Origin of the sequence: Enterococcus sp. DIV0240d (genome assembly GCF_051711245.1) — a bacterium.
In the GTDB taxonomy this organism is placed as follows: domain Bacteria; phylum Bacillota; class Bacilli; order Lactobacillales; family Enterococcaceae; genus Enterococcus_D; species Enterococcus_D casseliflavus.
On the sequence record NZ_JBIOMG010000001.1, the window covers coordinates 1,296,322 to 1,322,364 of the forward strand.

The following is a 26,043-nucleotide window of genomic DNA, read 5'->3' on the forward strand; positions in this document are numbered from 1 at the left end:
TGCGAAGCGGACATGTTTTCTTGAACAAACAATGAGTAAAAATAGAATGGAGTGGAAGGAATGCCAAAAAAGCGTTCAAAAAGTAAACGGCAAGAAGCTCTTTGGGGCTACTTCTTCGTAGCACCATTTTTGCTTGGGTTCGTGGTGTTTATGTTAGGGCCCATGCTGTTTTCCTTCGTAGGAAGCTTTACCGATTACAATCTGACTTCGAAAATGAATTTTATCGGCTTTAAGAACTTTACCCGCATGTTTACGCAAGATACCCTGTTTTGGAAATCTCTCTATAACACGGCGTATTTTGTACTCTTCAATGTTCCCTTAACCACGTTGTTCAGTGTCTTTCTAGCCACGTTATTGAATCAAAAAATCCGCGGAATCAGTTTTTTCCGAACCACCTTTTACTTGCCAGCGATCCTTTCAGGGGTTGCCGTCTACGTCTTATGGATGCAATTATTATCTCCTTCCGCAGGATTGATCAATACCTTCTTGAGCTGGTTCAATATCAAAGGTCCAGCATGGCTGTTTGATCCTGAATGGACGAAACCAGCGTTGATTTTGATGAAGATTTGGAGTTCGGGGGGCGCGATGCTCTTGTATCTAGCTACCTTGCAAAATATTTCACCGACGCTGTATGAATCGGCTGAGATCGATGGGGCGGGAGTCTGGGCGAAATTCAAAAATATTACGATCCCTTTGATCACGCCAATCATCTTCTATGATGTGATTACTTCAACGATCGGTTCTTTTCAAATTTTCCAAGAAGCATACGTGATGACCAAAAATGGTACCGGCGGTCCGGCGAATTCGCTGCTATTCTATAATTTGCATATGTGGAACAAAGCATTTGTTGCCTTTGATATGGGTTATGCGATGGCAATGTCGATGATCTTGTTCTTGATCGTCTTAGTCTTGACCTTTATCAATCTCAAGCTGGCACCACGCTGGGTTCACTATACCGGAGGTGGCAGCTAATGGAAATGACGACAAAAACGCGAAGCAAATCAAGCCAACAGCGAGTCAAGAAAATCATCAGCTATGTGGTGATGTCGATCATCGGGATCGTGCTGCTGATTCCTTTGCTGTGGATGGTCTTTACGTCATTGAAACCGATGGAGGAGATCGTGCGTTACCCGCCGACCTTTTTCCCAGAAGAAATCAATCTTGGCAATTATTTGGAGACCATCAACGCCTTTCCTTTTTGGCAGTATGCAAAAAACACCTTATTCATTACTGTCTTAGTAGTCTTCGGGAATGTCTTATCAAATTCCTTCATTGCTTATGGGTTTGCAAAATTGGCCTTTCCAGGAAAAAATCTGATCTTTGCCCTCGTCTTGTCTACCATGATGATTCCTGGCTTTGTGACGATGATCCCGCAATATGTCTTGTTTTCCAAAATCGGCTGGGTCGGCACCTATCTGCCGCTGATCGTTCCAGCGTTTTTCGGCAACGCCTTTAACATTTTCTTGATGCGGCAGTTTTACTTGTCCGTCAACAATGAATTGATCGAAGCCGCTAAGATCGATGGCGCCAATCATCTTTATATTTGGAGCCATCTAATGATCCCATTGACGAAACCCGCGCTGATCACGATTGCCATCAACTCCTTCAATGGGGCGTGGAATGATTTCTTAGGACCATTACTGTATATTCAAAACCAAGAAAAGTACACGCTGCAGATTGGCCTGCAAGTTTTCCAAAACCAATCAACGACCCAGTGGAACTACTTGATGGCAGGAGCAACGCTTGTGCTATTGCCGACGATCTTGCTGTTCTTCCTCGCTCAACGTTACTTTATTGAGGGAATGGATCTGACGGGAGGTTCCAAAGGATGAGAACAAAAGTTACCCCGCAACGCTTAAACCAAGCGCTGTTGACTGGCATCAACTGGCTTCCGCATTTACTGGTTTTACAAGGCATGTGGCTGTTGTATTCCTTGCCTTTGATCACGAGTACCACCGCTAGTCGAGCATTGATCGAGACGTTGACGGAACTGCGTAACGATGGCTTGGAGGCAAGCAGCAAAGCTCGTTTTCAGCAGGCATTTCATCAACAGTGGACAACAAGAAAAGGGCAAGACCGTTTGCTCAGTCTATTCTTCCTGCTGCTTTTGGCGGACAGCTTTATCTTTAGCCGTTTGCAGCACCCGCTGTTTCAGATCGCTAGTTACGCGTTAGCGTTCACCTTTGGCTTGTTTTGCTTGGTCTTACTTTATCAAACGAGGCTGCTTCACACCTATCCGCAGCAGCCCAGCTCATTGTTTTATAGTTTTTATCAGTTTGCTCGTTCACCCAAACGAGTACTGGCGCATCTTTTAGCAACAGTGACGCTTGTCTTGACCTTTTTGCTGTTTGGTCCTGTCTACTTATTGGTCTTAGGGATCAGCACCTTGTATTTGGTCAATGTCGTGCTCTGTGACCAAGCGCTCAAATAGAAAACAAATGGGTATCCCGAAACTTCCTTAGTGAAAAGCTAAGGAGTTTCGGTTTTTTTGTGAAAAGAAGGTTGACAGGGTCAAAAATTATGCCTATGCTGAATGTAAATTTAGTAAACAGTAAACAGATGAGGTGCAGCTATGGCAAGTATGAGAGATATCGCGAAATTAGCCGGGGTGTCGGTAGCAAGTGTTTCTAGAATCCTTAACAATGATGAAACCTTCAGTATCAATGAACACACGCGTCAGCGAGTCATTGAGATCGCCAACCAAATGAATTATTCAAAAGAAAAAAATCAACCCCATTCCCGTGAAGTCGGCGACCAAAACACGATTGCCATCATTACCCGCCACGATCGAGAGTCGGAAAGAAACGATCCGTATTTTATGATGATCCGCAATGGGATCGAAAAGGAAGCGGCGAAGTGGCGCTTAAAAACGATTCGGGCCTTTTCCATGCGGGAGCCTCAAAAAGATTTGGTACAATTGGCGAAGTATGGCGCAGTCATTATTATTGGAGAGATGACCAGCGATGCTTTGGCAGAGATCAGTCAGCAAAATGCCAATATTATCCTGGTGGATAATTATAGTGAAGCACCCAGCTACGATTGCATCCAAACCGATTTTGCCCAAAAGACTCACCAGATCCTCACGTTGTTAAAAGAGAAGGGCCATGAGAATATTGCCTTTGTGGGCGGTGTTGCCAGCCGAGTGACGATTTCTGGCGAAGTCGTTTACGATGAACAAGAGATTCGAGCAGAAAACTACCGCCAATGGATGCTGCTCAATAAATTGGAAAAGTTCACAACCGTGCTGCAGGGGAAATGGTCACCAGAGACTGGTTTGCATTTTGGTCAGCAGATCGCGCAAATGAATCCTCGCCCCACAGCGATCGTCGTTGCCAGCGATCCTATGGCTGTCGGGGTTTACAAGGCACTCGCTGAAGCGGGGCTATCGATTCCTAAAGATGTGTCAGTCGTTAGTTTTGATGATATCGAAATGGCGCAATTTATGACGCCCGCACTGTCTTCCGTCAAGATGAAAGCTGAAGAGATGGGGCAGATGAGTGTCGAATTAGCGAAAAATAAAATCCTTGGGGTGCGAACGATGCCTGTTCGCGTCGTTTGTGGCAGTGAATTGATCATTAGAGAATCGATTGCCGAAAAAGATCAGTGACGTCTGATCTTTTTTTATTTTAGGGGTTGTGTAAACATTAACTAAACAACTATACTGATTGTAGTAAACGTTTACAGTTAAAAATAAAGGAGAAAACGAAATGAAGTTTATTGATAAATTAGCCGAAAAGATGGTGCCTTTTGCTCAGATCATTGCCAACAACAAATACTTGTTAAGTCTGCGTGATGGGTTTATGGTCGCTTTTCCTGCAACAATGTTTGCGTCAATTATGATTATTATTCAGAATCTGCCTGCTACTTTCGGACTCTCGGAAAAACTTCCAGAGGGATTCATCACGTTTCTAAACGACTTTTTTGGTCCTATCGGAAATGCGACCATGAGTATCACCGCTATTTTCGTTGTTTTTGGGATCGGCTATCAGTTGGCTGGCAAGTATGGACAAGCCAAATTATTTGCGGGTGCCATCTCACTGTCTTCGTTTTTGATGCTGCTGCCTTTTGGCTCATCCGAAGAGTTAGGTACAGTGATCCCCTTGTCGAAATTAGGGGCTGAGGGAATGTTTGTCGGAATCATCACGGCCATTATCGCTACGCAGATCTATTGCAAAATCAGTGCGGCTGGGCTGACGATCAAAATGCCAGGTTCGGTTCCGCCAATGATCGCAGAATCCTTTGTCGCCATCATTCCTGGTGCGGCACCGTTGTTCCTTTTCAATTTGATTCGCTACTTGTTCACCTTTACTTCATGGGGCAATGCCGTTGATTTCGTTTATGAGATTTTGCAAAAACCATTAATGGGCTTAGGCGGTACGTTGCCAGCAGTACTGATCGCCGTCTTGTTCACCCAATTCTTCTGGTGGTTTGGGATTCACGGAACACTAGTGGTCAATGCGGTGATCGATCCAATCATGAATGCGTTAGCGATCGAAAACTATGAAGCCTACAAAGCAGGGGCGGAACAACTGCCCCATATCATTAACACTACGTTTATGGGCGTGTTCGTCAATCAAGGAATGCAGCTGGGGATCTCGATTACGATGGCCTTCTTTATCGCTCGTTCGATTCGGATGAAAAAATTAATGAAGACGGTGATCGCTCCATCTGTTTTCAACGTATCTGAACCGATGACCTTTGGTTTGCCGATCGTCTTGAACCCGATCGCTTTTGTCCCATGGATCTTAGCCCCATTAGCCAGTACAACGATCTCTTACTTTGCGATTGCCGCAGGCTTGGTGCCGCGGCCAATCGGAGCAACGGTTGTTTGGACGACCCCGGTCTTCTTATCTGGTTGGTTAGGCACGGGTTCTGTTGCCGGCACAATCTTACAGTTAGTGACGGTTGCCGTAATGACCTTGATTTGGGTGCCATTCTTGATCGTAATGGATCGCGGGTACTTGAAAGAAGAAAAAGCGGAAGCGGCATTAAATGAACAAGCGGCATCTGAAACGATCAATCAAAGGGTAGAAGAAAGATAAGCCCAGAAACGGAAAGGAATGCAATAGCGCACCCTTTAGAAAGGAATTTGTGATGAGAACCGATACATTGTCTTGCAGTTATCAAATGAATACCACACCTACGGACTTTTCCCGTGTGTTATTGGCGGAACAAGAGAAATTCTTTCTAGCCAAACAAGCCCAAGAACCGTTCGGGGAAGGCTGCCGTATTGAAACGATGATCCAAACCAAAACCGCCCCGCGGTTGGTACCTGCCGTCATGACGGTCAAAAAAATTGCCGCGGATGAGCTGTGGCTTCGTACGACCCATGAAGAAGGAGTGATCGATCAACGGTACAGTTTTGCACCAGGACGAAAAGGGAAGTTGCAAGTCACGTATTCGGAACAAAGCCGTTTTGAGCAGCAGAAAACAACCTACAGTTTTATGCTGGCGGCGCTGTTTTACAAATTCTTTTTCAATCGCGGTGTCAAAAAACGCTTGCGTTATCTTGAAGCAGCTTGTCAACGAGCAGGGACAAATGAAAAAAATGGGGAAAATTGAGGATAGCAATGATAGAAATTAGGAATGAACAACTCTTTCACTTATACAATGAAAAAATCAGTTATATCATAAATGTGTTACCAAATCAGCAACTGGGTCATGTCTATTTTGGGCCATCTCTAGGCACACTGGCGCCGTTTGATCAAGCGTACCTTGAGAAAAAAGAGAATAAATCGGCAGGAACCGTCAAATTTTTTGAAGCAGACAATCTTTTTACTTTGGCGGACCGTTTTCAAGAATTGCCAACGTATGGGACTTCTGATTTTCGAGAAGGGGCAGTGTCGGTCTTTGAGGAAGAAACCCCACTTTATGTTGATTTTAAACTTGTGGCTTTTCACTGTTTTGAGGGCAAAGAACGAAAGCTGGCGCAACCAGCCAGCTTTGCTTCTGCTGATGAAAGCCAAAGCATCGTCTTTGAATTAGTAGATCAAGAGCGGCAGCTGGAACTGGCGATCACCTATACGATCTTCAAAGGATCAGGAACGATCACGCGGCAGCAAACACTGACCAATACGGGGAGCAAGCCGAGAACCATCCAGCGCTTTTTGAGTGGTGTCTTGGAACTGAAAAATCGCGATTTTGAACTGCTGCATCTTTCAGGCGCATGGCTGAAAGAACGGCACATCAAGACGGTCCCTTTGACCCAAGGGACGATCAGTGTCGGCTCGTTAAAAGGAGCGTCTGGTCATCAGCACAATCCTTTTGTCGCCTTAAAAGAACAGCAAGCCACCAATGACACTGGTCACGTCTATGGTGCCAACCTGATTTATTCCGGCAACTTTTTGGCGCAAGCGGAAATGGATGAGTGGGACAACGTTCGATTGATGTTGGGGATACATCCTGAGCATTTCAGCTGGCAGCTTTCACAAGGAGAAACTTTTGAAGCCCCAGAATGTCTCTTCACCTTCACCGCTGCTGGTCTGAATGGCTTGAGTCAAGAATCCGCCCAATTTATCGAAAAGCATGTGATTGCCCCTTATTGGCAAAAGCGGCAGCGACCGATCGTCTTTAATAATTGGGAAGCGACTTATTTTGATTTTAATGAAGAAAAGCTGTTGACCTTAGCCCAAGAAAGCAAGGCATTAGGGATGGAGTGCTTTGTGCTGGACGATGGTTGGTTTGGAAAACGCAACGACGACCGCAGTTCATTAGGCGATTGGGTGGCGGACCCTGCCAAATTTCCAAAAGGAATCGGGTCTTTTGCTGAGAAAATTCATGCCATGCAGCTGCAACTGGGGATTTGGTTTGAACCAGAAATGGTTTCGCCAGATAGTCAGTTGTACCAAGAGCACCCTGAGTGGGTAGTCAAGCATCCTTATGAGCGGATCTCTGTGGGGCGCGGGCAATACGTGTTGGATTTTGCCAATCCAGCAGTGGTCGAGGCGATTTTCGAAGTGATGCAAAAAGTGATCCTTGAAACCAAGCTGGATTACATCAAATGGGATATGAACCGCAATATCACGGAAGCTTACTCTCCCTATTTAGCGGAACAGGGAATTTCTCAGACGGAGTTTTATCATCGCTACATTTTAGGTCTTTATCGCTTATATGAAAAAATCTTAGCGGCGTTTCCGACCCTTTTGATTGAAGGCTGTGCTGGCGGCGGGGGCAGATACGATTTAGGGATCTTATTTTACAGTCCGCAGATTTGGCCTAGTGATGATAGTGATGCAGTGGAACGTTTAGCCATCCAAAGCGGAACGTTGTTAGGGTATCCTTTGTCCTCCTTCAGCAATCACGTGTCGGCGGCACCAAACCACCAAGTCGGCCGGGCAACGTCTTTAGACTTTCGGCAAACCGTCGCAATGTTTGGGCCTTTGGGGTATGAACTCGATCTCTTTCATTTGTCTGACGCTGAAAAGCAGGCAATCAAATCCCAAATCGTCTTTTATAAAAAACAGCGGCAATTGCTGACCTTTGGCACTTTTTACCAGCTGCAGCAGTTGGACCATGCCAATGAAACGACTTGGGCAGTGTATGATCCGCAAAACGAAGAAGCATTGATTGCTTTCTTTCGCGTGTTGGCACAAGCCAATCCGACGGCGGAAGACTTTTTGCCCGCAGCCTTTCTTAATGCCCAACAGGTGTATCAGGTCAATGGCGAAACTGTCTCTGGTCAGCTGTTAAGGCAATTAGGGTTGCGTAAACCCTATCAGTTTAATGCCGTCAACCATGGAACAGCGCAAGTCACTGGCGATTTTCAATCATTTGTCTACCAGTTACAAGCTAAAAAGGAGTAGAATGATGAGCAATCAATTGTTTGATCAGCAGTTTATGCATGGCGGGGATTACAACCCCGATCAATGGCTGGCTTATCCAGAAATCTTGCAAAAGGACCTTGCTTATATGCAGCAAGCCCATGTCAACACTGTCACATTAGGGGTGTTTGCTTGGAGTGCCTTAGAGCCGCAAGAAGGCGTTTATCAGTTTGACTGGTTGGATCGTGTGTTTGATCAGATCCATGGCATCGGCGGCAAAGTCATTTTGGCCACTCCTAGCGGTGGGCGTCCTCAATGGCTGAGCCAAAAGTATCCCGAAGTCAATCGGACCAACGCCCAAGGGCAAAAACATACCCATGGGTTTCGCCACAATCACTGTTACTCTTCACCGATCTATCGGGAAAAGGTGACGCAAATCAATCAGCAGTTGGCAAAACGGTACGGCAAGCATCCGGCATTAGCCATGTGGCATATTTCCAATGAGTACTCTGGGGAATGCTTTTGCTCCTATTGTCAGGAAAACTGGCGCAGCTGGCTGCAAAAAAAATATGGTGATTTAGCCACGTTGAATCATGCCTGGTGGACTTCTTTTTGGGGCGGTACGTACTCTGATTGGTCGCAGGTTTTACCGCCTTCACCTTTAGGGGAACACAAAGTGCATGGCATGGATCTTGATTGGAAACGATTTGTCACAGATAGGACGATCGATTTTTATTTGCATGAATGTGCGCCGATCCGTCAGCTGACACCGGACATTCCTGTGACGACGAATTTTATGGCGGAAGGACATGCTACCCAAGATTTTATTCCTTTAGAAGGCATTGACTACAGCAAGTTCGCTCGTCATGTGGACATCGTTAGCTGGGATAGTTACCCTGATTGGAACAACAACTTTGAATCCTTGGCAGCGACAGCGATGAAATCCGCCTATGTACATGATCAATACTGGTCATTGAAGAAACAGCCCTTTTTAGTGATGGAATGCACGCCGAGTTTTGTTAACTGGCATTCCTTTAATAAAGCGAAAAAGCCTGGTGTCCATCAGTTGAGTGCCATGCAGCAGATCGCTCACGGCTCAGATAGTACCTTGTATTTTCAATGGCGCCAATCCCGCGGCAATTCAGAAAAATTCCATGGAGCAGTCGTGGGACATGATGATTCCACGGAGAATCGGGTCTTCAAAGAAGTTGCGGCTTACGGCAAGCGCTTGGAAAAAATCAAAGAGATTCAAGGAACCACAAGAAAAAAAGCAGTGGCGATCCTTTTTGACTGGGAAAGCAACTGGGCATTGAAGCGAGGCGGCGGGTTTGGTCGACCAACCAGACGGTATCCGCAAACGTTGCAGGAGCATTATCGTTATTTCTGGGAACAAGACATCGCTGTCGATATTTTGACGCCAGAGCAAGATTTTTCTGACTATCAGTTGGTGATCGCTCCAATGCTTTACTTGATGACATCAGAGACGATGGCAAAACTTTGCCAGTATACACAAGCCGGTGGTACCTTGATTTCCAGTTACTTTAGCGGCATGGTCAATGAAACCGACTTGTTGTATCTGGGGGGCTTGCCACAGCCGTTGCGAGCATTATTAGGCATCAACGTGTTGGAGCTGGAAACTCTTTTTGACACTGAACACAATCAGTTGGTTTTTCAAGGACAGCCCTTTGAAACACGGGACTATTCTGCAATCATCGAAGCCGAAACAGCGGAGGTACTAGGGGAGTATCAAGCGGATTTTTACCAAGGAACACCTGCGATCACCAAACATACCTTTGGTGCCGGCACCGCCTACTATCTGGCGGCTCGCACCAACTATGACTTTTTCGAACAGTTTTATGCCTCTTTGGTCCGTGAGCTGTCCTTGGCAGAGGAAAGGATCGCGCATGCCAATCCTGCAGTCTCGATCCAAGGCAGGATCAGTCCAGAACGAACGTACTTTTTCATCATGAATTTTTCTGAGAAAGAGCAGACACTACACTTGATCAAAGAAGTCGTTGATTTAGAGACCAATCAAGCAGTCCCTCAAACAGCAACCTTGGCGCCGTATGAAGTGCGAGTGGTTTATTTTAACAATTAGCTGACCATTGGAAAAAACGTCCCTTTCGACAAATGCAGAAAGGGACGTTTTTTTGATGAATGGTTTATCAGAAATCATTCTGGATCGGATGCTTGGTGCTTTTTCATCCATTGAGGCAATGCGGCACTGATTTGTGTCGGCAAAACGACATAGTGCTCTTTTGCCAATGCTTCGCCAATCAGGCTATGGAGATAGACAGCCGCTTGGATCGTTTCCTCTGTTTTTTCAAACTGTGCCAAAAAGCTGGTGATCATGCCTGCCAGCGTATCACCCATCCCACCAGTCGCCATTGCGGGTGTTCCGAGGGGATTTTGGGCGATGTTGCTGCCGTAAATTTGTGTGCGATGGCTTTTTAAGACTACCAGACTTCCGAGTTTTTGTTGGGCTTGCTGGTTGTTTTCTTCTGTCTGGTCGGCAATTGCCAGTCCGCTGAGCCGTTGCCATTCCATCTGATGCGGCGTGAAGACGACTTGTTCAGGAAAGGGGATGATCAGCGGATATTTGGCAGCCAAATTGATCGCCGAACCATCGATCACCAACCATTGGTGTTCTTTTTGGGCAGAAACGATCCGCTGCAGCAGATCAAAATTGCTTTTTCCTTCGCCTAATCCAGGACCAATCAGTAGGACGTCCGCCGATTCGGTGACCGTATCGATCAGTTCTGTTTGCTGCCAATCGACAAACATCGCTTCAGGCAAGCGGGCGTGCAGGGCGGTTCGGTTGACGCCATCGGAGATCACGGTGGTCAAACCAGTTCCCCCATACACACAGGCTTGCGCAGCCATTAAGATCGCCCCACCGAATTGGCGGTTCCCCCCTACTAAAACGGCTCGGCCAAAAGTGCCTTTGTGGCTTTTTGTCGGGCGCTGTTGGATCACTTTGGATAAAATTGCAGAATCAAGTTGCTCCATGCAATGACTCCTTTCGTTAATCAAAATCGAGTTATATTTATTATACCTGTTTCCTAGAAATTTCATAGAAAAGACCCATGGAAAAAGGCGCAATTTTTTTTCCTTTTTTGGTTTAAGAGTGTTATCATAAATAGCGAGAACAGAAATGGAGGGAACACTATGACAATCGATTGGAAAAAAGAGGTCGAAGCCCGCAAAGACGATTTGCTGAACGACTTGATTGATCTATTGAAAGTGAAAAGTGAAAGAGAAGATGATAAAGCGACTGCGGATGCGCCATTTGGTCCTGGACCTCGTGATGCGTTGCTACACATGCTAGCTTATGGCGAACGTGATGGCTTCACAGTCAAAAACGTCGATAACTACGCTGGTCACATCGAATTTGGTGAAGGAGACGAAACATTAGGGATCTTCGGCCACATGGATGTTGTTCCTGCAGGTGACGGCTGGTCAACCGATCCTTATGATCCAGTCATCAATGACAACAAAATCTATGCTCGTGGTTCTTCTGATGATAAAGGTCCTTCAATGGCTGCCTATTATGGGATGAAGATCATCAAAGAATTGGGCTTGCCATTATCGAAAAAAATCCGTTTTGTCGTTGGTTCTGATGAAGAAAGCGGCTGGGCAGATATGGATTACTACTTTGAGCATGAAGAAAAGCCTGATTTTGGCTTCTCACCAGATGCCAATTTCCCAATCATTAATGGAGAAAAAGGAAATGTGACATTAGGGATCCATTTCCAAGGCAACAATGAAGGAGACTTCACGCTGCAAAGCTTTACTGCTGGCTTGCGAGAAAATATGGTACCAGGAACGGCAACAGCAAGCTTCATTGCTCCATCAACAGAAGAAGCATTAGCGATCGAAAAAGCCTTTTTCGATTACGTTGAAGCCAATCCAGTGACGGGGACGATTGAAACAGAAAATGAACAAGTGACGATCGAATTAGTCGGTAAAGGTGCTCATGGTGCCAGCCCACAATCAGGAATCAATGCGGGGACTTTCTTAGCAGTCTTCTTAGATAACTATGCCTTTGGCGGCGGCGCAAAACAATTCATCCATGCAGCAGCAGCCTATGTCCATGAAGATTTCTACGGTGAAAAATTAGGTGTGGCGTACGAAGATGAAAAAATGGGTAAATTGACTATGAATGCTGGTTTATTTGCTTTTAAAGCGAACCAAGCAGGAACGCAAGCAGACAACTTTATCGCATTGAACTTCCGTTATCCTAAAGGCGTAACTGCGGAAGGACTTGAAATCGGTGTGGAACGCACCGTCGGTATGGAAGGGGCAACCGTTACCCGCAATGACCGCAACATGGAACCTCACTACGTGCCAGCAGATGATCCATTGGTAGAAACTTTATTGGCGGTTTATGAAGAACATACTGGCGAAAAAGGCTTCGAACAAATCATCGGCGGCGGCACATACGGCCGTCTATTGAAACGCGGCGTTGCTTATGGCGCAATGTTCCCTGGCTATGTTGACACCATGCACCAAGCCAATGAATTCATGAGCTTGGATGACCTATTCAACGCAGCGGTGATCTATGCAGATGCTATCTACCGTTTGGCGAAATAAAGAGAGATTGATTGGGTCTGTTCACTCGCTAAATAAATACAATTGAACGTTTCGTGCGGCATTCTCGTATCTTTTTCATGTGAGAGAATGCCGCACTTTTTTAGTATGGAACAGGGGGATGAGTAGTAAAAAACACCTCATAGTGATGAGGTGTAGAAGCAATTAGTCTTTACATTTTTTCTTTAGGATTGCGTCAGTGAGGATTTCTGAAAAATCTAAATGCATAGTTCGTCCTAGTTTATCCGCCCATTGAGGAATCGCCAGTTTTTTCTCGACGAAGGTTTGATTCTCTAAATATTCTGAAACATCAACAAGGACCATCGATAGAAATGATTTTTCTTTGTCGTAATCGAATTCAAAATCTAAATCGTTATAAACGGATTATTCGCTTCCAGTGATAAACAATTAATGGGGGTAGAGAGCGGAATCTCCCGATTATTTTCAATACAATCTGCCAAAACGATTCCGAGCCAATCGGATGCCATGAATAAAGCATCGGCGATGTCTAAGCCTTGAGTGCCGACTTGCTCAGGAAAATCAGGAAAAGAAATAAAATACTTCACTTCGCTTTCGTCTGTATCGGTGTAATAAAACAATGCAGGGTAACTTGCTAACATAGTGTACAACTCCTTTTTCGCGATTCTCTACAGATCTGATTGCAATGGTAGCGCTCTTATTTTTCACTAGTACCTAGTAGTCTTAAGCAAGAGTTGTTGCTTTTTTATTGTACCAGTGTCATAAATACTGAACAATAGGCAATATTTTTTTAAGAGGAGAGTATCAATTCAGAAATTCTGATGATTGAAAGAACATCATCTTTTGTGGTAATTTAAAAATCTTTGTGTCTATTATTAATGAAAATGTTATATTTTGTTATTGACATCAAATCATCCGAATGATTTACTTTTTGTAAGGAGTTGAAAAGTGATGCCTGATTTAGTGAAATTTATTTTGGTTATTCTGGCGATTTGGGTGGTTTATCAAGTATTTACGACGATTTTATTTACCCTTTCCCAAAAAGCAGTTGCCAAACGAATCAAAAGCGGGAAGATGTCTGATCAGCAGTTGGCGAATTTGTACCACGCTGTAGCACGAGCAAATCAAGGAAGCAATTTCCAAGCGATTTTCTCTTATGGGCTCTTTTACCGCAGCCATGCAAAGCAAAGTGATGCGGTCTATGAACTGTATCGCGCAGAAATGGCGAAAAGAAATCTGTTGTAACCAACTGTGAAGCAGCTGCTTTCGAGAATATTGCTCGAAGTAGCAAAAAAGCCTAGGTTCTGCACAACAAGTGCAGAACCTAGGCTTTTTTGGTATTTACTGGGCAGCAAGCTGTGACAGATAAACACAGCTCCTTGCTGCAGCTATTTCTTGTCTTTGCTGCTTTTTTGATCCATGCCCGCACCGATCGCTACACCTAGTGCGATGCCTAAACCCATGCCTAATGCTAGATTGTCAAAAAACAGCATCCCAAACGCAGCACCTAATGCCATTCCGACACCGATCCCCAGTCCCATATTGTTAGAAGCGGCTTCCTTTTCTTCAGACGTTTGCGGCGGTTTTTTCGTCATTGTGAAAAACCCCTTTCTTTTTAGTATAGAGGGGTTTCGTTTGGATGACAAATATTCGAACTGCTGCTCAGTGATATGCATCAGGAGAGTGCAACCGCTAAGTATGGCAAACGGGTTGAACCATTGGTCTATCTTCCGCCGGGCAAATAGTTACGCTCGGGGTTGTAGCGGCGAATGATCTTATTTTCAGCGAGTACGTGCTCATAATAATAAACAGGCGCATCCTTAGTCTCTAGTCGAAAAACAAAGACGAGCGGAACCTTTAAGACGGAATAGCGCGCGGGGATCGCAATATACGATTTTTGATTGCGCTCCATCGTCAGTGCGAATTCATCAAACAAAAGCGCCACTGGTGTGGGAAAGTTTACCAATTCATAATAGTGTTTTTCAAATGCATAGGTTTCTTGTTTTGCATAAGCAATTTTTGCAGCTGGCATACACATTCACCTCACTCGAATTATACGAACGTTTGTTCTGTTTGTAAAGTGAAAAATTACCAAGCGAGGAAAAAGGAGGCGTTCTCTATGAAAAAGATGTTATGCTAACAAGAAATTTGCTACACTAGAGAAAAGAAGGAATCAAAAAGGAGCAGATACCATGGATTACGAACGTTTCGCACGATTACAGGCACGCTTTGCCGATGAAAAACTGCTGACCAAAGAAGGGGTCTATCGGTTGCGTTTGTCAGGGAAGGCGCAGTTCGAACTAGCCTTTATCAAAACCGGACCCTGTGGCGAGTCTGTCTACCAGCCGCTGATCAAGGGCACTTTTGCTGAAAAAGAAGCAATCCCTACCTATTTGCTGGATCTTGCGGCGCAGCCTATGACGCAAATCAGTCAGCGAACCTCCGAAAATGAAGCAGTGTTAGATAAAGCGTTAGTAGCATTAATGGAAAAATGTGAGCAGGCAGTTGCCGTCAACGAAGCCGCACAAGAAGCCGCACGTTGATTAGCATGACAAAGATACAAGAGCCGCCTGAACCTGATTTTTTACACTAAGCAAAAAACGATCCTGACAAGATTCCTTGCCAAAGATCGTTTTTTATTTTCCCGTGGTAATTAGTGTCCTCATTCGCCGAAGTGGTCTGAGAAGCCTTGTTGTTTCATAAAGGCCGCGACATCTGGACGTCGCGGTTCACGGAAAAATTCCGTCATTTTCGTTTGCCAATTGGTTTGCTGTTGATTGCTGCTGCGCTGTGCATAATAGGCTTCTGTCGTTTGATTGTACTGGGCTGTTTGCTCCTGCGTCAGCGGTTGATACTGATCGACACTTACGATCGCTTCTTGGGGCAAGCGGACTTTCGGCTCATTTCTGTGTTGCGGATAGCCGATCGTTAAACCGAATAACGGAAACGTCAATTTTGGTAAGCCGACAAGTTCTGCGATACGAGGCAAATCATTGCGGATGCCGCCGATGTAACAAATTCCTAAGTCTTGCGCTTCAGCGGAAGCTACCATGTTTTGGGCAGCGATGGTCGTATCAACGACAGACACAATAAATGGTTCCATCGTGGTTAAGTGGGTATCAGGCACCCCTGCTTGGGTCAGCAGCTGCTGGTGTTTATGTAAGTCGGCGACAAAAAGATAGAAGACGCCCGTTCGAGTGATGTAATTTGGGGCACCGGCAATTTCTTCGATGGCAGCCAGTTTTTCAGGATCACTGACCTCAATGATCGAATAGGCTTGAACAAAGTTCGAACTGGAACCGCTCTGGGCAACCGTTACTAATTTTTGCTTGAGTTCCTTTGATAGTGGGCGGGGTTGAAAATCTCGGACAGAGCTGTGGCGGGTAAAAGTATCAAAAAGATCCATCGTTTTTCCTCCTGTAACGTACAAATTTCTTTCTTCCTTAGTGTAACAGAAAAAAAGGAATGGGAACAAAAAGAATGTTTTCAAAAAATTTTCAAATTGATGTTTTATAGTTGCCAAGCACAAAAGTTTCCGTTATGATAATGATACATTCTTATTATTATTCCTTAGGGGAGTAACCGGTGGCGCAAGCTGCGATAATATCAACAGTAAGTAAGCTGGCGACAGCTTTCTGGTATTATTTGAAATGGTGAGACCTAAGACAAGCGTATACTTGTCTTAGGTCTCTTTTTTTCTAGCAGAGTGCCTAAGGAAAATAAAATTAAAAGGGGCAAAAAAATTGGCGAAAGAAATGTATCAAAAAGAAATCTCGGAAATTATGGCAGAGGTCCAGAGCAGTCCAGAGGGGTTGACGCAGCAAGAGGCAGCCAAGCGGTTAGAAAATGGCTTGAACCAGCTGAAGGAAGCACCTAAGAAATCTAGCTTTGCCTTATTCTTAGATACCTTCAAAGATGCGATGGTGATCGTCTTGCTGATCGTGGCAATCATCCAAATGGTTATGGGTGCCCACGTTGAGTCGATCGTTATCTTCGCAGTACTCTTGTTGAATTCCGTCGTCAGTGTGATTCAAACGAAAAAAGCCGAAGGGTCGTTAGACGCTTTGAAAAGCCTGTCGGCACCAGATGCTAACGTCATTCGGGATGGCAAAGAACAAAGTGTGCTGGCGAAAGAATTGGTTGTCGGCGATATCGTTATTTTAGAAGCTGGGGACTATGTACCAGCAGATGGTCGATTGATCGAAGAGGGTTCTTTGAAGGTCGATGAAGGAATGCTGACTGGGGAATCAACGCCAGCGGAAAAAGAATTAGGGGTGATCGATCGTACCGCACCGATCGGCGACCGTGACAACATGGTCTTCAGTGGAACGATCGTCACTTATGGACGTGGTCGGTTTATCGTAACTGCGACTGGTAATGTGACGGAAATCGGTCAAGTGGCTGGCTTATTGGAAAGTACAGTTGAACACAAAACACCATTGCAAAGAGGATTAGACAGCTTCAGTAAAAAACTGAGCTTGGCGATCTTAGTCCTTTCATTGATTATTTTAGGGGTTCAAGTCGCACGGTTGTTCTTAGGTGACGGAACAGGTGATATGACACAAGACTTAGTCAACGCCTTTATGTTTGCGGTAGCCGTAGCCGTTGCAGCGATTCCAGAAGCCTTGCAATCGATCGTGACGATCGTTCTTTCGATCGGAACAAAACAAATGGCGAAGCGTCATGCCATCATTCGAAAACTACCAGCGGTTGAAACATTGGGTTCAACGAGTATCGTTTGTACCGATAAGACCGGGACTTTGACCCAAAACAAAATGACCGTTGTTGACTACTATTTACCAAATGGGCAAACGGGCACGTTCTCCGATGAGCCAACCACCTGGACATTGCCTGAAAAACGCTTAGTAGAGATCAGTGTCTTGGCCAATGATGCTGCCATCAGTGAAGATGGGGCGAAGCTAGGAGACCCTACTGAAATTGCTTTTCTGGATTACAGTGAGAAACTAAATCAGCCTTATCGGGCAATTCGTCAACAGTTTCCTCGTTTGCAAGAATTGCCTTTCGATTCTGATCGTAAATTGATGTCTACCTTACATGAGATCGATGGCGAACATTTATTGTTGACCAAAGGTGGGCCAGACATCGTCTTTGGGCGCAGTACCAAAGTCTTGATCGATGATCAAGTCGTGCCTTTAACAGATGAAATCAAGCAGAAATTACAACATCAAAACGAAGAATTCTCAAAACGGGCATTACGGGTCTTGGCGTTTGCTTACCGTCCATTGACCGATGCCCAATCACGAGAATTGACACTTGAAGATGAAAACGAGCTGATTTTGGTTGGTTTGATGGCGATGATCGATCCTCCTCGTAAAGAAGTCAAACAAGCCGTAGCGGATGCTAAATCTGCTGGTATCAAAACAGTAATGATCACAGGGGACCACAAAACGACAGCCGTGGCGATTGCACAAGAGATCGGTATTTCAGCCGAGGGCGACTTAGCCTTGACCGGTACGGAATTGGATGCTCTTTCTGAAACCGAACTAGCGGATCAATTAGACAAAATCACAGTCTATGCTCGTGTTTCGCCAGAAAACAAAATCCGTATCGTGCGGGCTTGGCAAGACAAAGGCAAGATCTCTGCCATGACCGGGGATGGGGTCAATGATGCACCCGCCTTGAAACAAGCGGATATCGGGATCGCAATGGGAACCGGAACGGACGTTGCCAAAGACGCAGCGGCGATGGTCTTGACGGATGACAACTTTGCCTCGATCATTCGTGCCGTAGAAGTTGGCCGAAACGTCTTTGACAACATCAAAAAAGCTATTTCGTATTTGTTTGCTGGAAACTTAGGTGCGATCATTGCGATCGTCTTTGCCTTAGTGATGGGTTGGGACAATCCATTTACTGCCTTGCAGCTGCTCTTTATCAACCTAGTCAACGACTCATTACCAGCGATTGCTCTAGGAATGGAAAAAGCCGAACCAACGATCATGCAGCGCCAGCCAAGAGATCCAAATGCTGGTATCTTCACTGGAAAAACATTGATCTCAGTAACGTATCGTGGTATTTTGATTGCCGCTGTCGTGATTTTGGCACAATGGTTAGGAATGAACCAATCACCTGAATTAGGTGTAGCGATGGCCTTCTCAACACTTATCTGGAGCCGAACATTGCAAACATTACCAGCACGCTCAAACACTGAGACTGCTTGGCAAGCTGGCCTTTTTGCCAATAAAATGGTGTGGTTGGCGATCGTCGTTTGTGGTGGACTATACAGCATTACCTTGATTCCTGGCATCCGTGAAGTCTTTGCGATTCCAGCAACCTTCACTTTAGGACATGTCGGTCTATGTATCGCAATGGCTGCTGTGGCAGTTGTTTTGATGGAAATCACGAAACTGATTATTATTGCCGTTCAAAAACGTCAAGGAAACGCCTAAAGCAAAAAACGTATCGATCGTTTGATCGATACGTTTTTTTGTCGTTTATCCTCACTGCTTAGTTGATTTTTTTCAGCTGACTGATTTGGGCAGCGACTTGCTTCAAGAAGGCTTCTTGACCAGCCGGCTGTTCTTGGCTGTAAAGGTAGGCTTCGTATTGCTGCGTCAAGCGGATAAAATCACCATGGAACAGTGGATAGAATGCTTCGAGTCGTTGGGCATAATCGATCAACGGCTCCGCCTCGTTACGGTACAGAACTTTCGTCGTTTGCCGTAAAAACAAAGGATAGGCAGCAACTAGCGGCTGTTTGGTAAAGCGGCAGATCAACCATAAATGAATACGGAAAAACGAATGGCGGAAATAGAAAAGTAGGCCAAGTCCTAGGATAGCTAAGCCTCCAAAGAAGCCATTGCGCAGCGTTTGTTTCAACTCCTCAGTCAACCAAACGTCATCGGAAACCGCGGCTGTTGCAGAACTGCTGGTCGTGGTTTCGCTGCTTTCTGTTTCCCTGCTGCTCGATGGTGTTGTTTCGCTGCTAGCGGTCGGTGTTTCTTCGGATTTAGTAGATTCTTGAGTCAACACGGGACGATCTGGATTTTGGAAACTAGGGGTCGGTTCAAAAGGTACCCAACCGTAGCCGTCAAAGTAGACTTCCACCCATGAGTGGGCATTCAAGTTGCGAACGGTATAGGTAGTAATGCCGTTTTCTGTTGCAGGAGATCCAGGAGAAAAGCCTTTTGCCCAGCGAGCAGGGATCTCTAAACTCCGTAGTAGCACGACCATTGCCGTGGAAAAATTGTCGCAGTAGCCGACTTGTGATTCAAATAAAAATTGATCAACATAATCTTGCTCTTCTGCAGGCACGACGGCATCGGTTTTGGAATAGCGGAATACGAGCGGATCTTTCAAATAGCTTTCAACCGCCGTGACTTGATCAAACAGACTGTTGCTTTCAGCGGTGATCTCAGCTGCGAGATCTCGTACCCGCTGCGGCAAAGAATCGGGTAACTGGATATAATCGATCAGAGAATCCGGATAGATCAAAGGCAGATTTTGGAGATTTTCTGCGGCAAAGTCTGGATGGTCCCAATCGAGGGTCAAGGTGGTGTCTGGGAGTGGATCAATGAGATCGACCCGCTGGATGGCGTCGCTGATCTGAAATCCGCGAGCACCGTTTTCAAGGGACAACGTGCTGCGTCCATAGGGCAATGGGACATAGTCTCCATGGTTTTGAAATTGGACCCGAACGGATTCGTTCTCAAGATAGGCTTGCTGATAGCTTTGATCCGCGATCGTGACGCCCTCTGCTTCTAAGCGAGCCTCTTCGCGGCTCGTACTGATCCAGCCCTTACCAGAATAAAAATCTTTGCTTTCCACCCGCCAGTAATGCGGGGTTTCTTGTTGCGCTTCAAATAAAATCGTCGCATCATCCAGTAGTGGTCCGCCTAATTGACGGTCGTTTTCACTGAATCCAGTGCGAGAGCCGCTGGGCGTGCCATGTTCTTCAATAAATTGATAAAAACCCAGCTGATTCAGATTTGTCCGTATAGGCGTGGAACGGGCTGCCAACTGTTCCCGCAGGCTCGTTTGCGGCAAGTAGACAGCAGTGACGGCTAGTCCACCAATCAATAGCATCACAGCGAACCAGGGAGCGATCGTTTGACTGGATTGAAAGACGCTGCGCTGGATCAGTGAAGAAGCCAAGGCACAAAGAAAAATACCCATCAAATGCCACGTCAGATCAAATTGATTAAAAATCACGACTGTTAGCAAGTAGCCGATCATGGTAGCGTAAATCAAGAAAAAGCGTTGATAAGCGATCGGTAAGATCGCTAAAAACAAAACCCAACTAACAATCAATGTCACCGCCGCCAGTTCGGTGATATAGCCGACTTCACCGCTGAGGATCTCTTGAAAGGCACGGTGCAGGTCTAGCCAAAAACGCAGCAGCCAATCAAAAGAAAAGGCAGTCCCATAAGGAAAGATCCGATACAAGACGATCAGCCAAGCGGCTGCCAGCAAAGGCAAACTGTAACGGACTTTCGGCACCACGGTCAAAATCAAACAGACACTAAAGGCATAAGTTAAAAGGGTGAACTGATTGCCAAGGTCATAAACTGCGATAAACGGCAAGATCACCAGTGATAGACTGAGAAAGGTCAGAAGACCAATCAGCGCTTTCTTAATAAATCTCATCCTACCGCCTCCTCAAGTTTATTCAACTGCCTCATTAAATCAGCGTAGGTAAACACTTGGCAGCTGTTTTTTGCTTCCAACTGACTGAGGTAGTCTTCCAGTTGTGGGGTAAAAACCGGGGTAATGAAGACAAGATGGCTGCCAGTCAAAAGCGGTACCCCTTCAGGAACTTTCTCGAAGGGAAGGATCTGGGCATAGGCAGCGGCATCCGTTTGGTAAGGAGAAGTCAATCCGTCACCAATCAAGAGCGGCTGAAAAAGTCGTTGATTTTGCGAGAAATGGTGGATCGAATAAAACAGTGATAAAGTCTCTTCAAAAGCAGGATGATCTTCTCCCCAAAAGAGCAGAACGATGTCTTGTTCTTCTTCATGTTCTCGTTCGCGATAGATCAATTCCTGTTGTTTGCTGGATAATTTCCAATCGATATTTTTTAAGGAATCCCCTAACTGGTATTGACGGAACTGTCGAATAGAAAAATTGGGTTCCCCGTGGGTTTGGCTGCGGACTTGCTGTTTAAAAAATGGCAGCAGGGTAACGGCTTCTGGCGCCAATTTAGGCAGGATCAAAATCGATTGTTTCGCAACTGCAGCGTAGCTTTTTTCAAAAAAGCCAAAGAGATCATGGCTGTACAATTGAACGGGCAATTCTTCATAGATGCCTCGCTCCTTTGGGGTCCAAGGCAGCTGCAGCCGAATCAGATTGCCTCGATAAAAGGCGCTGTGATGACTTTCCTTGAAACGATCGTCAAATTTTAAGGTGAAATCGACCAGCGGCAGCAGCGTCGGGCGATACTTGAAGACTTGCAGCGGTAAGGTGATCGCTGTGTGTGTTTCAGCTTGGATCGATTCTTCTAAAATGATTTGGACCTTCTTGAGGGAGGGGAGCAAGAATACTGCATCAAGCAACAATAACAAAGTCAGTAAAAACCAAAGGCTCCAGCCAGCATTATTATTGAAGATCACACAATAAGCCAGCAGCAGAAAATAGGCAGCGCTAAACAACAGGAGGCGCAGCAGGCGTTCAAGCTTCTTTTTCTTCATCGCTATCTCCTCGTTGGGACAGGCACTCGTTGGATCATCTGTTTCATCAAGTCTGAAAGGGTCTCCGTGCTGGCATGAACGCCACCTTTCAGTAATAAACGATGACCGAAGACTGCTGGTAAAATTCGCTGCAAGTCTTGCGGCGTGACAAAGGTCCGACCTTCCGTCAACGCTAACGCTTTTGCCCCTTTTAAGAAGGCGATCCCACCACGAGGGCTGATACCAAGGTCAATGGCATTATGCTGACGGCTCGCTTGAACCAGCTGCAATGCGTAACGGGCGACCCGCTCATCGACATACACGTCATCGACCATCGCTTTTAAAGCAGTCACTTCATCAGCATGTAAAATGGTTTGGATCTGATCCAAGCTTTGCTGTCGTTTTCCAGTCAAGAGGGCGAGCTCATCTTGAAAATCTGGGTAACCGATATGCAGGCGGAACAAAAAACGATCCAATTGGGCTTCAGGCAAAGGATACGTTCCTTCATACTCGATTGGATTTTGCGTGGCTAAAACAAAAAAGTGGGGACTCAATGGGTACGTTTGATTGTCGATGGTGACATGATTTTCTGACATGGCTTCTAAGAGTGAGGCTTGCGTCCTTGGTGTGGTTCGGTTGATCTCATCTGCCAAGAGGACGGAGGTGAAGATCGGGCCAGGACGAAACTCGAACTGGTGGCTTTGGGAATTAAAAATCGACACACCTAACACATCGTTAGGTAAAAGGTCTGGGGTAAACTGTACCCGTTTGTAGTCACTTTGAATGGCTTTGGCTAACGATTTGACCAACATCGTTTTCCCAACACCAGGGATATCTTCGAATAAAACGTGTCCGCCAGCAAGCAGCGCAGTCACGGTAAATTGGATCACATCTCGTTTGCCTAAAATCACTTTTTCCACTTCTGCGATCAAGGCATCTATTTTTTGTAATTCAGCGGTCATCTGATAACCTCCCTACGTTCGTTTCTTCCATTGTAACGGTTTTCTAGGACTGTCGCAATTTTCGTGTAACAATTAAAGAAAATTTCAAGAATATTCAAAAAAGAGAAATCCTTTCTGCGGATTTGCGAAAGAAAAACAAAAAACTTCCGAAGCGTTTCCTCGGAAGTTTGCGTTTGATAGAACAGAAGCGACTAGAAGGTGTGGTGCAAGAGGTCAGCGGCGATCTGGTCCGCCTGCCGTAAATTCCAAGCATCGGTTCCTGGCTGAGCAGTGGCAGCCGTCAGCCAGTGGATGCCTTCTGTGGGAATCCCAAAACAATAGAGGGTAGGGTAAGGGCGGTCATCTGGTCCGAGGATCTGATTGGTCTCAGGATCGATGGCGATCGCACCCGTCTCAAAAGGCACCTCATTGGGGATCGCCAACTGGTGCGGGTGAATAATCCGATCGTTTAGCAGTTGCCGCAACAAGGAATTGTTGGTTCGACGAATCGCTGTCGATGGAATGCGAGCCTCAATTAGTTGCGTCGCGTGATAGCGTGTGTCGTCAAATCGCTTTGAATACGTACAGTAAGCCTCCTCGATCTCAACAGTCATGTCAGGACCTAGTAAGGTCACCACTCCCGCTTCCATCAATGCCACCAGTTCCTGCAGTCGCTGAACTGGCGGTCCGATCGATAAAAAGCTGTTCAAGGGAACGAAAGACTGCCAAAAGAGTGTTTTAAAGTCTTGTACTGGCATTAGCTGATGATCGAGAACAAACCGAATCGGGTCCCGCAGATCTTTAAAGACTTCCAAGGCACTGCTGATAGGTCCTGTTAGATTGCCTTTTTCGGCATCTTGGATTTGGGTACGTAATAGTGCAATGAAAAAGTCTTGCAACGACTGTTGCTTTTTCTGAGCAAAGGGGTCGGCTAGTTGTTGCCATGACCACCACTCCGTCGTAGGAAGCTGCCATTTTTTCAGCAAGTCTTCAGCTCCTTCAGAGGCAACAAAGGCGGCGGTAAAAGCGGCAAGCTGATCTTTATCCAGCAGCTGTTTTTCTAAAAGCAGCGTCTGATAATAGACGAGTTCTGCCTCTTTTTTTAAATAGAAGAGTAGGGTCTTGCCAGCAACCGTTTTGGCTGCTTGCCAAGCAGCGAGGCGTTCAGGGGTCAAAAAAACGGGCTTTTGCTGCTGCGTCGGTGTTTTTTGATTGCGGCCACGAGGATGATACGGGACACCCCGACGAGAACCTGCGATGATTTGTGGTTCTTCACCAGAAGGTTGATAGACGAGGGATCCATTGACTTTGACGAAGGTGCCGCCCCGACCGCTGGTCAAGCGGGTGACGTAATCGTAAAAGGCAAGTCCTAGTCCCCGTAAAATCACAGGTTCGCCAGCTTTCACCGCCGTTAGATCCGTATCTGCCGCATTGGCTGGCGGTGCATAAAACCAGCCATTATTTTCTGCGGCCGCCGCCAATCGTTGTTCTGCTGCTGACAGTTGGGCTTGTGAATGGCCTGTAGCTAAGACGACGGCATCAACAAGAAATGTTTGGTGAGCCGTCGTCAACTGGTAGCGATTTTTGGAAAGAGGGGTCAAGGAGCTGACACTGTCTGACAGATGGTTGACGGTAATGGATTCAGGCAGCTCTTTTAATAGCTGCTGATAAAACCACTGCTGATAGAGGCCATATAACGCCCGCGAGCAATGCCCGTTAGGATCAAGTGAATCAAGTGCTGTGCATTCCGTAACGAGCTCAGGAGCATGCGTGGCTGCGAAATGTTTCCCTTCTGTCACTGCCCATTCGTATAAGGTAGGTCCTTTGACCACGGGACCGCCGGTGCTTAATGTGTCATCCGTGAAAAGGGTGACTTGACTGGTTACAGAATTCAATAGCAGATCCGCCGATTGGTCCGTGCGCCAAACTGCCCCAGGAAGAAAGGGATCAAACAGCAGCAAGTCGATGGCTTGTTTGTTTTGTTTGCTATGAGCGATCAGTCGTTCTGAAAGTGAAAGTCCACGAGGACCAGCACCAATGATAGCTATTTTCATATCACACCGCCTCAATTATTCTATGGTCTTTGTGTCATCAACGGGCTAAGTCAAAAGGTGTCTTGCGGAAAATCAGCCAGTGCATGCCTAGCACCATGGCTTCCTCGATGGCATCGATATAATGGAAAGCAGGCTGATTGGGTTGTTGCTGCAGCAATGGATTTTTTTGGATCGCGTCTAAGAGATCGGTTTTTACTGCATCACTGCTGGCTAAAATAATACAGTGGGGGGCAAAAGCTGCATTGTAAAATGGCAGTAAGCTTGTCAGGCGCTGAACCAAAGCCGTGCGGTCTTGCGGTGCCCCTTGATCCAAGTAGCCGGGCAAAAACTTTGCCTCTCCCGCTAGGGCGTCTTTTCCTTCTAAAAGTGCACCATTGACCAGGAGCGTGATACCAGGCATGCTTTTTTCGGGATTGTACATGCCGACGATGGTTTGCTGCAAAGAGATCTGTTGGGCGATGCAATAGCCGATCGTTAAAATATGGGCATCGTTTTGACAGTAGAAGGGCAGTGCAGTGACCTCTGCCACGAGGGCTGCCAGGTGCCAGCCATTGAATTTTTCATACCAGCTGGAAGTCACGGTTCCTCCACTGATTTTTCCTGGTAAAAAGAGGGCGATCTGTTCCACAGAGGGAAATAATGCTAGCTCGTTCGTTACACATTCTTGAAAGCGATGAGGGGCAACATCAGGAAACGGCTGGTCGTGTTTTGCCAAAACCTTCCCCTTGCGGTCGATCAGCATGGACCAAAGAGCCAAGGAACCATCGTGATCAATAAAGCTAAGCAAAAGAGAATGACCTCGGTCTTGGTTGAGCTGATAGGTCACAGCAGGGCGCCCTAGCTCTTTTTGCTCCAGCGGACCTTTAGTGATTTCCCCCTCTGCCAACAATTCTTTTAATAATGAGTTAGTGGTGACCATGCTGATGCCGGTTTTCTTTACTAAATCGGAGGCGAATAATGCCCCGTTTTGAAATAAGGTTTTTAAAACCAGCTGTTTGTTTTGCTGGCGAATGGAATGGGTGGTAGAAGCCATAGGTGTTCTCCTTAATGAAGTGATTTAATTAAGTATACCGACGGGATGGAACGATGTAAAGTT

General features: G+C 46.0%; 21 protein-coding genes and 1 pseudogene. 12 read left to right on the forward strand and 10 right to left on the reverse strand.

Annotated features, from left to right (window positions below):
- Nucleotides 1-60: 60 nt before the first annotated feature.
- From IGJ25_RS06150 to IGJ25_RS06185, 8 genes are all read left to right on the forward strand, one after another.
- On the forward strand, nucleotides 61-972 hold the full coding sequence (locus IGJ25_RS06150; protein ID WP_005234717.1) for a carbohydrate ABC transporter permease: 912 nt from the start codon (nucleotides 61-63) through the stop codon (nucleotides 970-972).
- Nucleotides 972-1,832: a carbohydrate ABC transporter permease gene (locus tag IGJ25_RS06155; RefSeq protein WP_005225484.1), complete on the forward strand. Its 861-nt coding sequence runs from the start codon at nucleotides 972-974 to the stop codon at nucleotides 1,830-1,832. Before IGJ25_RS06150 ends, IGJ25_RS06155 begins: the two co-directional genes overlap by 1 nt.
- Nucleotides 1,829-2,431, forward strand: a complete 603-nt coding sequence (locus tag IGJ25_RS06160; RefSeq protein ID WP_005225485.1) for a hypothetical protein — start codon at nucleotides 1,829-1,831, stop codon at nucleotides 2,429-2,431. Before IGJ25_RS06155 ends, IGJ25_RS06160 begins: the two co-directional genes overlap by 4 nt.
- Before the next feature lie 141 nt (nucleotides 2,432-2,572).
- Nucleotides 2,573-3,607: a LacI family DNA-binding transcriptional regulator gene (locus IGJ25_RS06165; RefSeq protein ID WP_225000976.1), complete on the forward strand. Its 1,035-nt coding sequence runs from the start codon at nucleotides 2,573-2,575 to the stop codon at nucleotides 3,605-3,607.
- Nucleotides 3,608-3,707: 100 nt separating this feature from the next.
- Nucleotides 3,708-5,042, forward strand: coding sequence for a PTS sugar transporter subunit IIC (locus tag IGJ25_RS06170; protein WP_438779162.1), 1,335 nt, complete (start codon nucleotides 3,708-3,710; stop codon nucleotides 5,040-5,042).
- A 52-nt stretch (nucleotides 5,043-5,094) separates the two neighbouring features.
- Nucleotides 5,095-5,562 carry a hypothetical protein gene (locus IGJ25_RS06175; RefSeq protein WP_010747761.1) on the forward strand — a complete coding sequence of 156 codons (468 nt, stop codon included), beginning with the start codon at nucleotides 5,095-5,097 and terminating at the stop codon, nucleotides 5,560-5,562.
- A gap of 8 nt (nucleotides 5,563-5,570) precedes the next feature.
- Complete coding sequence (locus IGJ25_RS06180; protein WP_438779163.1) at nucleotides 5,571-7,802, forward strand: alpha-galactosidase; 2,232 nt, start codon at nucleotides 5,571-5,573, stop codon at nucleotides 7,800-7,802.
- A 1-nt stretch (nucleotide 7,803) separates the two neighbouring features.
- Entirely contained in the window at nucleotides 7,804-9,858 is a 2,055-nt protein-coding gene (locus IGJ25_RS06185) for a beta-galactosidase (protein WP_225000974.1), read from the forward strand.
- 74 nt (nucleotides 9,859-9,932) lie between these two features.
- On the opposite strand, the gene IGJ25_RS06190 is transcribed toward IGJ25_RS06185, so the two are convergent.
- Entirely contained in the window at nucleotides 9,933-10,769 is an 837-nt protein-coding gene (locus IGJ25_RS06190; RefSeq protein WP_034857687.1) for an NAD(P)H-hydrate dehydratase, read from the reverse strand.
- 159 nt (nucleotides 10,770-10,928) lie between these two features.
- On the opposite strand from IGJ25_RS06190, the gene pepV reads away from it, so the two are divergent.
- Nucleotides 10,929-12,353, forward strand: coding sequence for a dipeptidase PepV (pepV, locus tag IGJ25_RS06195; protein WP_005225493.1), 1,425 nt, complete (start codon nucleotides 10,929-10,931; stop codon nucleotides 12,351-12,353).
- A gap of 162 nt (nucleotides 12,354-12,515) precedes the next feature.
- Here pepV and IGJ25_RS06200 read toward each other — a convergent pair.
- Nucleotides 12,516-12,970: pseudogene (locus IGJ25_RS06200) on the reverse strand (type II toxin-antitoxin system HicB family antitoxin).
- 310 nt (nucleotides 12,971-13,280) lie between these two features.
- On the opposite strand from IGJ25_RS06200, the gene IGJ25_RS06205 reads away from it, so the two are divergent.
- Entirely contained in the window at nucleotides 13,281-13,574 is a 294-nt protein-coding gene (locus IGJ25_RS06205; protein WP_005234725.1) for a hypothetical protein, read from the forward strand.
- 143 nt (nucleotides 13,575-13,717) lie between these two features.
- On the opposite strand, the gene IGJ25_RS06210 is transcribed toward IGJ25_RS06205, so the two are convergent.
- Nucleotides 13,718-13,924: a hypothetical protein gene (locus IGJ25_RS06210; RefSeq protein ID WP_015509297.1), complete on the reverse strand. Its 207-nt coding sequence runs from the start codon at nucleotides 13,922-13,924 to the stop codon at nucleotides 13,718-13,720.
- A gap of 128 nt (nucleotides 13,925-14,052) precedes the next feature.
- Nucleotides 14,053-14,361 carry a DUF5960 family protein gene (locus tag IGJ25_RS06215; protein WP_008378984.1) on the reverse strand — a complete coding sequence of 103 codons (309 nt, stop codon included), beginning with the start codon at nucleotides 14,359-14,361 and terminating at the stop codon, nucleotides 14,053-14,055.
- Nucleotides 14,362-14,521: 160 nt separating this feature from the next.
- Here IGJ25_RS06215 and IGJ25_RS06220 point away from each other — a divergent pair, with 160 nt between their 5' ends.
- On the forward strand, nucleotides 14,522-14,872 hold the full coding sequence (locus IGJ25_RS06220) for a hypothetical protein (RefSeq protein WP_005225497.1): 351 nt from the start codon (nucleotides 14,522-14,524) through the stop codon (nucleotides 14,870-14,872).
- 119 nt (nucleotides 14,873-14,991) lie between these two features.
- Here IGJ25_RS06220 and IGJ25_RS06225 read toward each other — a convergent pair whose 3' ends face one another.
- Nucleotides 14,992-15,735 (reverse strand): NADPH-dependent oxidoreductase, encoded by a 744-nt coding sequence (locus tag IGJ25_RS06225; RefSeq protein ID WP_154694288.1) that lies wholly within the window; start codon nucleotides 15,733-15,735, stop codon nucleotides 14,992-14,994.
- Nucleotides 15,736-16,084: 349 nt separating this feature from the next.
- On the opposite strand from IGJ25_RS06225, the gene IGJ25_RS06230 reads away from it, so the two are divergent.
- A complete protein-coding gene (locus IGJ25_RS06230; protein ID WP_016608271.1) occupies nucleotides 16,085-18,736 on the forward strand; it encodes a cation-translocating P-type ATPase in 2,652 nt (883 codons plus the stop codon).
- A gap of 58 nt (nucleotides 18,737-18,794) precedes the next feature.
- Here the strand turns inward: IGJ25_RS06230 and IGJ25_RS06235 are convergent, their stop codons facing one another.
- The 5 genes from IGJ25_RS06235 to IGJ25_RS06255 all read right to left on the reverse strand — a co-directional run bounded on the left by IGJ25_RS06235 (nucleotide 18,795) and on the right by IGJ25_RS06255 (nucleotide 25,980).
- Entirely contained in the window at nucleotides 18,795-20,933 is a 2,139-nt protein-coding gene (locus IGJ25_RS06235) for a transglutaminase-like domain-containing protein (RefSeq protein ID WP_010747770.1), read from the reverse strand.
- Entirely contained in the window at nucleotides 20,930-21,973 is a 1,044-nt protein-coding gene (locus IGJ25_RS06240) for a DUF58 domain-containing protein (RefSeq protein ID WP_010747771.1), read from the reverse strand. Before IGJ25_RS06240 ends, IGJ25_RS06235 begins: the two co-directional genes overlap by 4 nt.
- A gap of 2 nt (nucleotides 21,974-21,975) precedes the next feature.
- The gene (locus tag IGJ25_RS06245; RefSeq protein WP_225000972.1) at nucleotides 21,976-22,914 is read right to left on the reverse strand and encodes an AAA family ATPase; all 939 of its coding nucleotides are present in this window, start codon (nucleotides 22,912-22,914) and stop codon (nucleotides 21,976-21,978) included.
- A gap of 191 nt (nucleotides 22,915-23,105) precedes the next feature.
- Nucleotides 23,106-24,947, reverse strand: a complete 1,842-nt coding sequence (locus IGJ25_RS06250) for an FAD/NAD(P)-binding protein (protein WP_438779164.1) — start codon at nucleotides 24,945-24,947, stop codon at nucleotides 23,106-23,108.
- Between the two features lie 37 nt (nucleotides 24,948-24,984).
- Nucleotides 24,985-25,980: an ROK family protein gene (locus IGJ25_RS06255; protein WP_096741440.1), complete on the reverse strand. Its 996-nt coding sequence runs from the start codon at nucleotides 25,978-25,980 to the stop codon at nucleotides 24,985-24,987.
- Between the last annotated feature and the right edge of the window lie 63 nt (nucleotides 25,981-26,043).